The sequence below is a fragment of the Massilia antarctica genome, assembly GCF_015689335.1.
In the GTDB taxonomy this organism is placed as follows: domain Bacteria; phylum Pseudomonadota; class Gammaproteobacteria; order Burkholderiales; family Burkholderiaceae_D; genus Telluria_A; species Telluria_A antarctica.
Window position 1 is genome coordinate 5,351,238 of record NZ_CP065053.1, and the last position, 14,776, is coordinate 5,366,013.

Genomic DNA, 14,776 nt, shown 5'->3' on the forward strand with positions numbered 1-14,776 from the left:
TGACGCACGTGTTTAGCCGGCGGCGCGCAACTGGGGGCGTGTTTAGTCCTCCACCTCGACGGCGCACTGGTGGCACAGCCCACGGTGATCGAGCGCCACCCTCATATAATCCCGGCAGCGATCGCACCTGTGTGGCCGGAAGGCGGCAACGGGCCTGCCGGCGCGCGCTGGAACGGCGTCGCCGGGCGGCCCTGCTTCAAAGGCGTCGAGCGCATTGGCGGTGTCGCCCGACAGAACGAAGCAACCGGGGAACAGGGCGCGCAGCCGGTCTTCGCTGTGCCGGTCATGGTCGCCCTCGAACGCCAGGCACACGGGCGTGCCCTTGTCGACCAGGCCGCGTGCCCGTTCGACCAGCGGTTGCAGCGAGCGGCGCCAGGTCAGCATCGCTTCGGTGTGCAATAGCGCCGGGTCCATCGCGCTCTGCTGGTCCTGTTCCGCCAGCTCGTGCAGGAACAGCGAGGCGCGAGGGTGGGCCGGCCACGCCAGGTAAGCTTCCTCGCAGGCGAACGGCATCACCGTTCCCAGCATCTGCGCGCATGCCAGGAACGATTCGCGCAGCGCCCATTGGACGCTCGCCAGACTAGTGCTGCCGGCTTTGGCGCAGTACAAAGTGCGCTTGGACAGCTCGAACCACTCGGCGCTGGCCCACTGGCGAAATTGCGCAAGGCAAGCGAGCGCCTGATAGAAGCGGCCACCCTCCATGCATGCTCGCCACTGACGGCGTGCATCCTGCAGTTTTCTTAACGCCAGGCGGTCGAGATCACGCAGGCTGTCCGGGCGCGCGGCATCCGGATTGTCTTCCATGTTTGCCAGATGAAAGCGCAGGAAACTGCGCCAATCCTTGGCGTCCTGCGTGGCCTGCTTGAGCGAGGTGGCTGACCATTTCATTTCGTCGCCCACGTCCTGGCTGCACACCCACAGGCGGAACACATCGGCGCCAGACTTTGCGAACAGCGCCTTGTGATCCGGCGTGCCGCCGTCGGATTTGGAAAATTTCATGCCCTTGTCGTCGACCACGAAACGGTGTGTCATCACCTTTTTGAAAGGCGGCAGGGGACTTTTGAAGGCGTGCAGCAGGAACGAGGACAGGAACCAGCCGCGCGTCTGGTCCTGGCCCTCGACCGCCAGGTCAGCCTGGCCGCAGCCCTCTTCGGCTGCGCTGTGCCAAGCAGCGCCGGCGTCGAACCAGACATCGACGCTTTGCATGCTCTTCGCATAGCCGGCCGGGGTCTCGAACGCCTGCCAGGCTTCGACGCCGCCGCTACGCACGCGCAGCACCAGTTCGCGCCACATGGCGGCGGTGTCGAGATGGAGCTCCCCGCTCGTCTCATGGCGGAAGAACGGCAGCGGCAAGCCCCACAGGCGGTCGCGCGACAAGGTCCAGAAGCGGCGCGTGGACATCATCAGGGCCAGCGGCGCGCGCGCCTTCTCGTCCGGCACAAACACGGTGTGGGCGAGAGCGGCCATGGCGCGCTGCGCCAGCCCCTCCGGGCAGCCTTCAAAGGGTTTGTGCAAATCGAGCGCCCATTGCTGGCTGGCGCGGTAAAACACCGGTTTCTTGTGGCGCCAGCACATCATGGTTTCGACGCCCCTGCGCTCGACGTGCACCAGCCGGCCGGCCTGCGCCAGCAAGTCGCACGATACCTGCGACGCCACGTCCAGGGTGGCGCCACGCAGCGCATCCGGCATGACGACCGGGCCGGCGTCCACCAGACGGCCATCCTTGCCGACATGGTAGTCGAGGCGCACGCCATCGGTTTCGTGAAGCTCGAAGTCGTCCGGTCCGAACGCCGGCGCCAGGTGCACGAAGCCGGAGCCTTCGCTTTCGCTGGCAAACGCCGCCGCCAGCAAGGGCGCCGTGAGGCCGGTGAGCGGACTGACCGCCGCCAGCAGCAGCGCGCCAAGCCGGGCAAAGTCGAACGCGCCATCGAATTCGTGGCCGGCGTGACTGAACATGGCCGGGTAATCGCGCAGCAAACGGTAGCGCGCCTGCACCGCGAGCACGACGCGCAGGCCGCTATCGAGCGTGGCGACGGTCAGCGCGCCCGCCAGCGGGTGGCCGAAACCGGCGTTGGCCCAGAGCGTCCACGGCGTGGTGGTCCAGGACAGCAGGTGCAGCGGGCCGTCCGGCCACGCCACTCCGTCCTGGCGCGCGCATTGTTCCAGTGCCTTGCAGGAGGCGGGCCCGAACGGCACGCTGAAAAAGGTCTCCATGCGCTCGCGCGTGGTTTTTTCCAGTTCGCTGGCCGCCAGCGCGCTCTGGCACGCCGGGCACCAGTGCACCGGCGAATGGCGTTCCACCAGCAGGCCCGCCTGCCACATCTCGAGCAGCAGCGACAAGGAGGCGGCCTCGCGCTCGGGGTCCATGGTCAGCCAGGGCTGGTCCAGGTCAGCCATCAGCCCGACGCGCGCCATCGACTGCGCCTGCTGATCCTTCCAGCGCGTCGCTTCGTCGCGGCACTGCCGCATGAACAGGCGCGCATCGTCCTTGGCGTGCGCGCCGTGACGCTTTTCGACCGCCAGTTCGAGCGGCAGTCCGTGGCAATCCCACCCGGCACGCCAGGTGACCCGGTGGCCGCACACGCTGGCGTAGCGGGCATGCACGTCCTTGAGCGTTTTGTTGAGCAGATGGCCGAGATGGGCGTCGCCGTTGGCGTAAGGAGGGCCGTCGAGCAGCCAGTAGCGCGGCTGGTCCTGGCGCGCGCTATCTTGCTGCTGGCGCTGGCCGGTGGCGCGCCAGTGGGCCAGCAGGCGCTCTTCCATTGCCGGATTCGGGGTGTTCCAGAAGGCGGGCTGCTTGAGCCGCAGTGCGTAGGTGGGTGTGGCGGGCGTGCTGGCAGCGTGGTCGTGCGATGGGGATAACGAGGTGTGCATGAAGTGCTCCGATAAGTCGGGAGCAAAGCTGGATGAGACTTGCGCGGAACGCTTCGCGAATTACCGCCAAGTGCTCGCTTGAAATTTATCCGACGACCGAAACACGCATGCGAGCGACATGTGTGGTCGCTCGGATAATTCGTGCCACACCCGCGTCCAGGCGCAGGCCGGCAGCGGCATGGACTGCCGGGCGGGTGCGAAGGAGAGGGGCGTTGTGCGGGTTCATGGCTTCAATATATTGCACTTGCACATTTTATGCAAGGGCTTGATCCGAGCCCGGCGAGCCAGGCATGGCGCGTGCGGCACTGCCCTCAGGCTGGCGATGCCGGCATCCCCGTCACGGCGATCGCCGCGGGCCGAATCGCGGCTGTAAAAATCGCTGCATCATTCCTTGACATTTTATGTCACGGGCTTATACTTTGGACATAATATGTCTCGCAAGCCCTTCAGGGGATGATTGAAGTGACGGAACGCGCAAGGAAAAAATAATGGACATGGCAATGCAACAAATGATGGAAATCGAGCAGGCCCTGCTGCGCAAGCTTGGCTCGGTCGGTGTCAGCAGCAACCTGTTGCCGCCGGCCGATGCCGATGGCGTGCCGGTCATGCGCATCAGTATCGAAGGGCTGGAAGAGTTGCCGGTATTCGTCACCGCCACGCCCAGCCAGGTGCTGTGCATCTGCTACCTGTGGACCGAAGCCGAGATCCGCTCCGAGCGCCGCTACGAAATGCTCGAAGCGATGATGGACCTGAACATGGCCATTCCGCTGTCGAACTTCGGGCGGGTCGGCGAGCACTACGTGATTTTCGGCTCGCTCGCGCATGACGCCAGCGCCGACAGCATTGCAACGGATGTGGCGATGGTCGCCGACAACGCATTCGAAGCCCTCGACGTCTTTTCTGAGTTCTTAAAATAGGGAGTCCACCATGGCTGTTTTTTCAAAAATCCTCACCATGCTGCGCGGCGACGTGCATTCGATCGGCCAGAGCATCGTCGACAACAACGCCAACCGCATCTACGAACAGGAAATCGTCGAGGCCAAGGCCCATGTCGCCACCGCGCGCCAGGACCTGACCGCGGTCATGGCCAAGGAAATCCAGGCTGCGCGCGAGATCGAGCGCCTGCAACGCGAGATCGGGCGCTATGAAACGCTGGCCCTGGAAGCGCTGCGAAAGGACCAGGCGGCGCTGGCCGGGGAAGTGGCCGGCAAGGTGGCCGATATCGAAGCGGCGCTGGCGGCGCAAACGCGCGTGCGCGACGAACTGGCCGGCCACATCGCGCGCCTGAAAGACCTGATCCGCGGCGCCGAGATGGTGCTGCGCGACCACGAGCGCGAACTGGCGATGGCCAAGACCACCGAGAGCGTGTACCGGGCCACGGCCACCATTTCCAGCAGCATGGGCAGCAGCGGCTCGAAGCTGATGAGCGCGAAAGAGTCGCTCGAACGCATCAAGCAGCGCCATCAGGACACGGCCGACCGCATGCAGGCGGCCGATGCGCTCGATGGCGAATTCGGCGACAAGGCGCTCGAACGCAAGCTGGCCGCGGCCGGCATCGGCGCCGGGCCCGACCGCAAGGCCGACGTGCTGAGTCGTCTGCAACAGCGCGCGGCACTCGCGGCCGGCGCCAGCGGCGACAAGCCGGCGTAAGGGGGCGCGATGGTACGCAGTTCCCCGCGCTGGACAGGATCGGACGCTGCCTTGCGCTCGCTCCAGGTCGCCTTTGACGTCGAAAAGCAGGTGATCGACGCGGTGCGCTATGCCGCGTTCAAAAACCAGCTGTCGCCCTCGGACCAGATCCGCCACATCCTCGGCTTGCCATGCACCAGCAAGCCGGTGCGCCCGCGCCTGACGGTCTCGCTCAGCGATGCCGACTACGCCATCCTGGCCGAGCGCTTCGGCGTGGCCGTGGACGACAAGCGCAAGATCAAGGAATCGCTGCACCTGGCCCTGATCGAGTTCGCCAGAGGGCAGCAAGCCGGCGGCGGCGATGCGCTCTAGCCATCCGCTTCAACACAGCAACGACAACAACGACAACAACGACAACAACGACAACAACAAGAAGGCGACCCTGGCATGACGCTCTGGCAGCTATTAAGCAGTTTTCCGACCGCCATCCCCACGGTGCTGCTGGCCGTTCTGCTGGTGTACTGGGTGATGTCGATCATCGGCCTGGCCGGCATGGGCGATTCGGTCGAGGTGCATACCGATGTCGCCCACGGCGCCCACGATCTGCACGATCTGCACGACTTGCCCGACTTTCACACCCTGGCCGGGTATCTGGTGGCGCTCGGCCTGGGCGGGGTGCCGCTGTCGGTGGTGGCCAGCGTGCTGGTGTTTTGCACCTGGCTCTCGACGGCCCTGCTGCACCAGTACCTGCTGGCCTGGCTGCCGACGGCGGCGCTGCGCACCCTGGCCGGCGTGGCCGTGCTGCTGTTTTCAAGCGGCTTGTCGATTCCCATCGCCGCGCGCGTGCTCAAGCCGCTGCGCGGCCTGTTCGTCAAGCACGCCGCGCGCACCAACGACAGCCTGGTCGGCCTGGATTGCCGCATCACCACCGGCAGTGTGGACCGGGGCTTCGGCCGCGCCGATGTCGACTCCCGCGGCGCCAGCATCAACATCCGGGTCTGGGCCGCCGTGCCGAATGCGCTGGCCCGGGGCGGGCGCGCCATCATCGTCGCCTACGACCCGGCCACCGGACACTACGAAGTACAAGCCGCACCCGACGTTTTTTAACGACCAACCATTAGAACCTGAAAGAAATCATGGACATTCTGTTGCTCTCGATCGGTATCCTTACCGTCATCGTTTTGGGCTGTTTTGCACTGTTCTCCAAGTTTTACCACAAGGTCGAACAGGGTCACGTCATGATCATCAACACCTTGCGCGCCGAGCCCGAGGTCACCTTCACGGGCGGCATGGTATATCCCGTCATCCATAAGATGGAGTTGATGGAAATCTCGCTGAAAACCATCGAAATCAAGCGCCTGGGCAAGGATGGCCTGATTTGCCGGGACAATATCCGCGCCGACATCGAAGTCACCTTTTTCCTGCGCGTCAACAAAACCACCGAGGACGTGCTGAAGGTGGCCCAGGCGGTCGGCTGCGCACGCGCGTCGAACCAGCAAACCCTGGAAAACCTGTTCGTTGCCAAGTTCGCCGAAGCCCTGAAGACGGTCGGCAAGTCGATGGACTTCGTCGACCTGTACCAGGAGCGCGACCACTTCCGCGACAACATCATCCGCCAGATCGGCGACGATCTGTCCGGCTACGTGCTGGAAGACGCCGCCATCGACTACATCGAGCAAACCCACCTCGACGAGCTCGACCCCCATAACATCCTCGACGCCCAGGGCATCAAGAAGATTACCGAGCTGACAGCCATCGAAAACATCCGCACCAACGAACTCGTACGCGACCAGGAGATGCGCATCAAGAAGAAGGACGTGGAGACGCGCGAAGCGATCCTCGAACTGGAACGCCAGCAATGCGACGCCGAATCGCGCCAGGGCCGCGAAGTGAACTCCGTGCGGGCGCGCGAACAGGCTGAAACGCGCAAGATCCAGTCCGAGGAATTCACCAAGTCCGAACTGGCTCGCCTGCAATCCGAACAACTGGTGATGGTGCAGCAGGAAAACACCACGCGCGAGAAGGAAGTAGCCGAGAATAACCGCAAGCGCGCCGTGGCCATCGAGGAAGAGCGCGTCATCCGCGCACGCCAGCTGGAAGTGGTCGACCGCGAAAAGGAAGTGGCGCTGCAAACCATCGAGAAGGAAAAAGCCATCGAAGTGCAGAAAAAGGCCATCGCCGACGTGGTGCGCGAGCGCATCGTGGTTGAACGCACGGTGGCCGAGCAGGAAGAAGCGATCAAGGATGTACGGGCGGTCGCCGACGCTGACCGCCGCAAGAAATCGGTCATCATTTCGGCCGAAGCGGCCGCCGAGGAAAAGCTGGTCATGACGGTCAAGGCCGCCGAAGCGGCGGAACGCTCGGCCAAGCACCGCGCCGTGCAAGACCTGACCGCCGCCGACGCCGCCCTGAAAGTGGCCGAACGCAACGCCGAAGCGCAAAAGCGCGAAGCCGAAGGCAAGGAAGCCGAACTGGCCGCGCCGGGCTTGGCCAGCGCCAGGGTGATGATCGCCTCGTCCGAAGCGATCCTCAAGCAGGGCACGGCCGAAGCGGAAAGCACGCGTCTGCGCATGCACGCCGAAGCGGCTGGCCTTGAGCGGATGGGCCTGGCCCAAGCGGCCGTCAAGAGCGCTGATGCCGCCGCCACCGCCACCCATGGCGACGCCGAGGCGCAAGTGATACAGGCGCGCTTCGAAGCCGAATCGAAGGGCCTGGCGCTGAAATTCGAGGCCATGTCGGGCATGAGCGAGCAGACCCGGGCGCACGAAGAGTTCCGCATGCAGCTCGAAATCGCCAACCAGCAGATCAACAAGGGCATCGATGCGCAGACCCTGATCGCCAAGGACCAGGCCGAAGTGCTGGGCAAGGCCTTGCAGAACGCCAGGATCGATATCGTCGGCGGCGAAGGCGATTATTTCGACCGCTTCGTCAAGGCGCTCTCGATCGGCAAGGGCATCGACGCCACCGTCGAGAAGAGCCGCACCCTGCAAGTGGGCTTGAAGGACCACCTCAGCGGCGAGCGCGACATGGTGGGCGATATGCGCGGCCTGATCGGCGCCCTGGGCAGCTCGTCGGGCGAACTGCAAAACCTGACTGTCTCGTCGATGCTGTCCAAGATCGGCCGCGACGGCACGGCGCTGCAGCAGCAAGCGCTGCAAAGCCTGCTGGCGACCTTCCAGCCGGCGCTCGATGCGCGCGCGCCAGTCAACTAGGGTCTGTTTGACTAATCGGCGCGAACAGATTTCCTTTCGATACCGTTAATTCGTCGTTCCCGCCGGCGCGGGAACGACGGAACAATTGCGGTATTCGCCTCGATTCAACCAGACACACCCTAAGCCAGGCCAGGCGGGGCGCGGCTCCGTCCACATCCACCAAATTCAGGAGTCATCGTGATGTGTCCAGCATGCGGCTGCGGCCATTTTTCGCCCGTGAAGATCGAAGGCGGGCTGGCGGCCCGGCCGGACCATGCCGACATGATTGCATTGCTCAACACCAAAGCGGATTAAGTTCATGAACGACGCACACGCAGCACCGGCGCCAGACGTATCAGGCGCCAGCGACACCGGCACTTCCCAGGACAACGCGCTCGAATCGAGCAGTTTCGACTTGCTGCGCGCGCGCCTGGGCGAGCACGGCAAAGCCCTGCAAGCCAAGGCGGCGCTGCTCAACGCATCGCGCCTGGCCGAATTCGGGCGCCAAGACATGCTGCTCAAGACCCGCACCCGGGCCCGCACCGACAACAATTGCATCGCGCGCGACCTGGTCCTGGTGGGAGACGTATTGCTGTTCGGCTACAAAGTCTTCATGGGCTTGCGCCAGGAAACCCAGGTCGCCGACGTGTTCGCCCTGTACCGCCTGCGCGCCGAGGGCGACAACGCCGAGCTCGAACCGCTTGCGCTGGAGCAGACCTTCCTGGACGAGCCGCGTTTCCTGGCCGAGTTCCGCGAGCTGTACAGCTATTACAAGAACGCCCAGCTGGTGCAGTTGCGTGTGCATCAGGGCAAGTTGCTGGCCGCCTTCAAGATCGGCGAGCGCATCAGCGACGTGCGGGTGTTCCGCTGGCAACTGGACGACCAGGGCGCGGCCACCTACATCGATAACCGGGGCGAGCGCGACATCGCGCTGCCGCCGGCCCACGATTTCGAATGGATCCAGACCACGCGCGAGCAGCACGTGCTCGGCAAGCACCCACACATCAACATCCTCGACACCCTGTTCGTCGAGACGGTCGGCGGCGACATGACCGTCAAGATCGAAAACAATACCGACACCGGGCTGGGCATCTACGCCGAAGCGGTCGAGGACCGCAACCAGTCGCTCAACGATGGCGACATCGCCTACGCCGCCCTGGGCGAGCTGATCCTGTTGCGCATCAAGCCGTACCGTGAGTCGGTATTCCGCTTCCTGGTGTTCAACCGCCGCACGGCCCAGGTAAGGCGTGTCGACGCCATCGGCAACTCGTGCGTGCAGCTGCCGGAAGACCACGGCATCGTCTTCCCCGAAGGCTGCATCCTGCAAAACGGCGACACCAAGGTCTTCGCCGACATGCCGCAAGACCTGCGATTCGAGCGGCGCGTGCTCTCGCCCAACGGCGAAGACGTGCTGTACGTGTTTTACGGGGTGGAGCAGGGCGTGTACGTCCTGCTCACCTACAATATGATCGGCAAGACCTTGGCCCAGCCGCTGGTGGCGCACGGCTATGCCCACTATGCGGACGGCAGCATGCTGCTGTTTTCCGCCGACAGCGAGGAAGCGACCCGCAACCACCCCATGCAGCTGTGGCAGACCGCGTTCGTGAGCGACGACCATGCCGCGCTGCAAGCGCCGCGCCAGAGCTACCTCGGCAAGATCGGCAACCGCGAGCTGGTGCGCGGCCTGTCGGAGCTGCTGTCCTTGGCCCGTGCCGTGCGCGAGCAGGCCGACGCCCCGCGCGACCAATTGCCCGGCCGCTTCGTGTTCGAAGCGCTGCTGCGCCAGTGCCGCCGCATCGCCGACGCCTTCCACTGGCTGGGCACGCCGGAGGCGAATGACGCCGGGCACGACCTGCACGCCATGATCACGGTGGCCGAGGCCACGCTCGACGAATTCGACAAGGCCGCCGCCGTGCGCCGCGCCGCCGCCGCCACCCTGGCCCAGGCCGCGCAGGCGCAGCGCCAATTGCTCACCGATACCGCCAGCCGCCTGTGGCAGTCGCCGGCCGACTTCGCCGACGCCCTCGATGCGATCCGGCTGGCGCGCGGACGCCTGGCCAGCCTGAAGGAACAGCGCTACATGGATGTGGCCCAGCTCGATGCGCTGGACCAGCAACTGGCGGCCGAAGAGACCAGGGTGGCTGCCAATACCGTCACCTTCCTGGCGCGCGACGACGCCTTCGCCCGCTTCACCGAGGAATTGGCCAGGCAGCGCGCCCAGTTGCCGGAGATGCATACCACCGCCGAACTGGGCCCGCTGGGCGAGTCGCTCGACCGGGACGCCGCGCGCCTCGATGGCCTCACCGAGCTGCTGGGCACCCTGGCGGTGGGCGACGCCGCCCTGCGCACCCGGATACTGAACACCATGTCCGGCATCTACGCCGACGTCAACAAGCTGCGCGCCCAGGCGCGCCAGCGGCGCAAGCAACTCTCGCAGGGCGAATCGGCCGCCGAGTTCGCCGCCCAGTTCCAGCTGTTCGGGCAATCGGTCGACAGCGCGCTGGAGCAAAGCGACTCGCCCGAACGCTGCGACGAGCTGCTGACCCGCCTGCTGGCCCAGCTGGAAGACCTGGAAGCCCGCTTTGCCGAGCAGGAAGACTACCTGGCGGAAATCGGCCACAAGCGCGAATCGGTGTACGAAGCGCTGGAAGGGCGCAAGCAGGCCTTGCTGGACCAGCGCGAACGGCGGGTCCAGGCCATCGTGGAAGCGGCGCGCCGCATCCTGGCCGGCGTGCCCAAGCGCCTGGCGCAATTGAACGATCCCGCCCAGCTGGAAGCCTATTTCGCTTCCGACGCCTTGCTAGGCAAGCTGCGCGCCAGCATCGCCGAGCTGCGCAAACTCGGCGGCGCGGTCGGCGCCGACGACCTGGCCGGGCAATTGAAGGCGCTGCGCGAGCAGGGCCAGCGTGCCCTGCGCGACCGCAACGAACTCGTCACAGGCAACACCATCCGGCTCGGCAAGCACGCCTTCACCGTCAACCAGCAGGCGCTCGACCTGGCCCTGGTCACGCATGAAGGGCAGCCAGCCTACCACCTGGCCGGGACCGACTATTTCGCGCCGCTGGCCGATGCGCGCCTGGCTGCGCTGCAAGCGTACTGGGGCTTCGAGACCGTGTCCGAAAGCAGCCAGGTGTACCGGGCCGAATACCTGGCCTGGCAAGTGGTGCTGTCTGCGCAGCGGGGCGAGGCCGGCATGGAATGGAACGCCCTGGCGCAGGCCGCGCGCGACCCGGCCGAGCCGGCCCTGGAAGACGCCGTGCGCCGCTTTGCCGCACCGCGCTTTCACGAGGGCTACCAGAAAGGCATCCACGACCACGACGCCAGCCTGATCCTGCGCCAGCTGCTGCCAATGCTGGAACAGGCCCGGCTGCTGCGTTACAGTCCGCTGGCGCGCGCGGTTGCCCTGATCTACTGGCAACACTTGGCAAGGTCCCCCGACCTTCAGGCCACGGCCCGGGCCGCGAAGGGCCAAGCGCAGCAGGCCGCGCTGACGCTCGCCCAGTTCGGCAACGAACGCATGGGCCGGCAAGTGGCGGCGCAGTTCTCCCTGGCGCTGGGCGATTTTTTGGCCCGGCACGATCTCGACATCGCGCCCTGGCTCGACAGCGCGAGCGAAACCCTGGCCAGCCTGCTTGATCAGGCGGCCGACTACCTGCTGGCCGAACTGGGCACCGAGGCCGCCGATGCGCAGCAGGCCGCGCCGCACGAATGGGTCGCCAGCCGCGCCGGCGCCGGGCTGGCGCACGCTTTGCGCCAGCATCTGGAGCGGCACGCCATCGCGCTGCCGTGGCTGGACACAACCCCCGGCTGGCATACGCGCTGGCAACTGGCCACCGAATGGCTGCATGCCTTCATGCAGCAGGAGCGGCACGACCTGGCACTGTTGCCGGAAGCGGCGGCGAGTCTGTTGTGCGACATGCCGCGCCGCATCGAGGCGGCCGAGCTGACCGCGCGGGTCGACGGCTTGCTCGGCGAACATGCGCGGGTGAACGAACAAAGCATGACGCTCCAGCTCAACGACTTCCTGCGGCGCCTGACGTGGCATGCCGAGGTGATCGTGCCGGCCTGCCAGCGCTTGCAGCAGTTGCGCCACAGCCTGGTGCAGGAAGAAAAGCGGCGCCTGCGGCTGGAACAGTTCCAGGCAAAACCGCTGTCGGGTTTTGTGCGCAACCGCCTGATCGACGAGGTCTACCTGCCGCTGGTGGGCGACAACCTTGCCAAGCAGATCGGCGCGGCCGGCGACGCCCGCCGTACCGATTCGATGGGCATGCTGCTGCTCATCTCGCCGCCGGGCTATGGCAAGACCACCCTGATGGAATACCTGGCCGACCGTCTCGGCATGATCTTCGTGCGCATCAATTGCCCGGTGCTGGGGCACGCGATCACCTCGCTCGACCCGGCCCAGGCAGCCAACAGCGCGGCCCGGGCCGAACTGGAGAAATTGAATCTGGGCCTGGCGATGGGCAATAACGTCATGCTTTACCTGGACGATATCCAGCATACCCATCCGGAATTCCTGCAAAAATTCATCGGCCTGGCCGACGGCACGCGCCGGGTCGAGGGCGTGTGGCAGGGCGGCAGCCGCAGCTACGACCTGCGCGGCAAGCGCTTCGCCATCGTCATGGCCGGCAACCCCTACACCGAGTCGGGCGCGCTGTTCAAGATTCCCGACATGCTGGCCAACCGGGCCGACATCTACAATCTCGGCGACGTGCTCAGCGGGCGCGAGGACGTGTTCGCCATGTCGTATATCGAAAACGCGCTGGTAGCGCATCCGGTCCTGCAACCCCTGGCGATGCGCGATCCGCGCGATGTGGTGCGCCTGATCCGCATGGCGCAGGGCGAGGCACTACCGGCCGGCGAGCTGGCGCATCCGTACAGCAGCGCCGAGGTGGCCGAGATTGTCAAGGTCTTGCAGCGCCTGTTCAAGGTGCGCGACGCGCTGCTGGGCGTGAACCGGGCCTACATCGGATCGGCCGCCCAGGACGATGCCTACCGCACCGAGCCGCCATTCAAGCTGCAGGGCAGCTACCGCAACATGAGCAAACTCACGCCCAAGGTGTCGGCGCTGATGAACGATGCCGAACTCGATGCGCTGCTGCGCGACCACTACCGTGGCGAAGCGCAAACGTTGACCTGCGGGGCCGAGGAAAACCTGCTCAAGCTGGCGCACCTGCTGGGCCAGCCGAGCGAGGCCGAGCAAGCGCGCTGGCATGCGCTGGTGGACGATTTCGTGCGCCTGCGCAAGCAGGGTGGGAGCGACGCCGATGGCGCCACCCGTGTGGCCAACACCCTGTCGGAGATCGGCAAGCAGATCGCCGCGCTCGGCCAGCACATGGAGCACATGGCGCCGGCGGTGCACGTGAGCGTGCCGGGACAGGCCAGCCTGCAGGCCGCCGTGCTGCGCCTGGCGGACAGCTACGAACACGCCTTGCTGCCCTTGATCAGCGCCATGAACCACAAGATGCGGCTCGACCATAGCATCTGGGACCACGTGCGCGACAACGGCACCGATATCAAGGAGATCGAAAAGCGCCTGGCCCGGCTGTTCCCGCCGGACGCCAGCCAGCCGTAAGGCCGGGAAGCGTCACCCCTTGGCGGGTGGCGCGCCGCGATCGTCCTCGACATCGAGGGTATCCGGGTCGCTGTCGCCGGCCTGGGGCTGTCCAAACAGTTTCAGCCAGATAAACCCGATCACCCCGGCAACGAGCGAGGCCAGCAAAATCGCCATTTTCGATGCATTGACCACCTCGGGCTGGCCTGCGAAAGCCAGGTTGGTGATGAAGATCGACATCGTAAAGCCGATCCCGCCCAGCAGGCCGGCCCCGCACACATGGCGCCAGCCCAGGTCCAGCGGCAGGCGGCAGATGCCGAGGGTCACCGCCGCCAGGCAAAACAGGGTGATGCCGAGCGGCTTGCCGATCACCAATCCCGCCAGAATGCCAGCACTGTTGAGGGACACGAGGTCGGCGCTCCAGCCCGACCGGATGAGAATGCCGGTATTGGCCAGTGCGAAAATCGGCAGGATCAGGAAGGCGACCGGCTTGTGCAGGACGTGTTCGAGCCGGTGCGAAGGCGATTCCCGGTCGTCCTGTTTGGCCGAAAACGGAATGGCGAAGGCCAGCAGTACGCCGGCAATGGTCGCATGCACACCCGACTTGAGCATCAGGAACCACATGAGGGCGCCGCCGAGCAGGTAGGGCGCCAGCGCCATGATGCGCAAAACGCGATTCATGCAGACGAGCAGAGCGAACATGGCCACGGCCGCCAGCAGATAGGGCACCGAGAGCTGGGCGGTATAGAAGACGGCGATCACGATGATCGCGCCCAGGTCGTCCATGACGGCCAGCGCGGTCAGGAAAATCTTGAGCGATGCCGGCACGCGGCTGCCCAGCAAGGCCAGTACGCCGAGGGCGAAGGCGATATCGGTGGCCATGGGGATGCCGATGCCGGCCTGGGTGGGCGAGCCGTTATTGAAGCCGAAGTGGATCAGCGCCGGCACGCAAATGCCGCCCACCGCCGCCACGATGGGGAGCAGCGCGTTCTTGAAGTTGGACAGCTCGCCGTTATACAGCTCGCGCTCCAGTTCCAGGCCGATCAACAGGAAGAAGATGGCCATCAGCGCATCGTTGATCCAGTGCTCGATGCTCAGGCCGGCCAGCTTGAGGTGCCAGAAGTGCAGGTAATCGCTGCCGATGGCGGAATTGGCCAGCACCAGCGACACCAGGGTGCAGGCGATCAGGACGATGCCCCCGGCTTTGCTCGACGCAAAAAACGCCTTGAAACTGTTCGACAGACTTCTTGCGACAATCGCCATGTGATTCCTTTTCGCCAAAGATTGGCATGGTGGTTGGATCAGGAAAAGCAGTGCCCTGGACGAGCGGGACGAAAGCGGCAGGACGCACGGATGCAGCGCAGAGGCGTGCGGAAAAACTGGGAAGGGTGGGAATATGAAGGCATGGGTCGTCAATAAGCCGCGTGGCGGCCCGACCATCGCAAAACCTGCCACACGACTGTGTGGACACCCAGCGCGCAGTATAGCCGATTCCGGCTGTGCCGGGAAGCGGCTGGCACGGCCGCCA

Annotated in this window: 8 protein-coding genes; 6 read left to right on the top strand and 2 right to left on the bottom strand. The window is 65.4% G+C overall.

Going from position 1 to position 14,776, the window contains the following annotated elements; translation table 11 throughout:
* Positions 1 to 42 precede the first annotated feature (42 nt).
* Positions 43 to 2,874, bottom strand: coding sequence for a class I tRNA ligase family protein (locus IV454_RS23760; RefSeq protein WP_206088132.1), 2,832 nt, complete (start codon positions 2,872 to 2,874; stop codon positions 43 to 45).
* Positions 2,875 to 3,368: 494 nt separating this feature from the next.
* Here IV454_RS23760 and IV454_RS23765 point away from each other — a divergent pair, with 494 nt between their 5' ends.
* From IV454_RS23765 to IV454_RS23790, 6 genes are all read left to right on the top strand, one after another.
* Positions 3,369 to 3,791: a DUF2170 family protein gene (locus IV454_RS23765; protein ID WP_206088133.1), complete on the top strand. Its 423-nt coding sequence runs from the start codon at positions 3,369 to 3,371 to the stop codon at positions 3,789 to 3,791.
* A 10-nt stretch (positions 3,792 to 3,801) separates the two neighbouring features.
* Positions 3,802 to 4,524 carry a PspA/IM30 family protein gene (locus IV454_RS23770; protein WP_206088134.1) on the top strand — a complete coding sequence of 241 codons (723 nt, stop codon included), beginning with the start codon at positions 3,802 to 3,804 and terminating at the stop codon, positions 4,522 to 4,524.
* A 9-nt stretch (positions 4,525 to 4,533) separates the two neighbouring features.
* Positions 4,534 to 4,875, top strand: coding sequence for a hypothetical protein (locus IV454_RS23775; RefSeq protein ID WP_206088135.1), 342 nt, complete (start codon positions 4,534 to 4,536; stop codon positions 4,873 to 4,875).
* Positions 4,876 to 4,950: 75 nt separating this feature from the next.
* Positions 4,951 to 5,610, top strand: coding sequence for a ubiquinone biosynthesis protein (locus tag IV454_RS23780; RefSeq protein ID WP_206088136.1), 660 nt, complete (start codon positions 4,951 to 4,953; stop codon positions 5,608 to 5,610).
* 29 nt (positions 5,611 to 5,639) lie between these two features.
* The gene (locus IV454_RS23785; RefSeq protein WP_206088137.1) at positions 5,640 to 7,715 is read left to right on the top strand and encodes a flotillin family protein; all 2,076 of its coding nucleotides are present in this window, start codon (positions 5,640 to 5,642) and stop codon (positions 7,713 to 7,715) included.
* 298 nt (positions 7,716 to 8,013) lie between these two features.
* Entirely contained in the window at positions 8,014 to 13,269 is a 5,256-nt protein-coding gene (locus IV454_RS23790) for a DNA repair ATPase (protein WP_206088138.1), read from the top strand.
* Positions 13,270 to 13,281: 12 nt separating this feature from the next.
* Here the strand turns inward: IV454_RS23790 and nhaA are convergent, their stop codons facing one another.
* Entirely contained in the window at positions 13,282 to 14,511 is a 1,230-nt protein-coding gene (gene nhaA, locus IV454_RS23795) for a Na+/H+ antiporter NhaA (protein ID WP_206088139.1), read from the bottom strand.
* Positions 14,512 to 14,776: the final 265 nt, after the last annotated feature.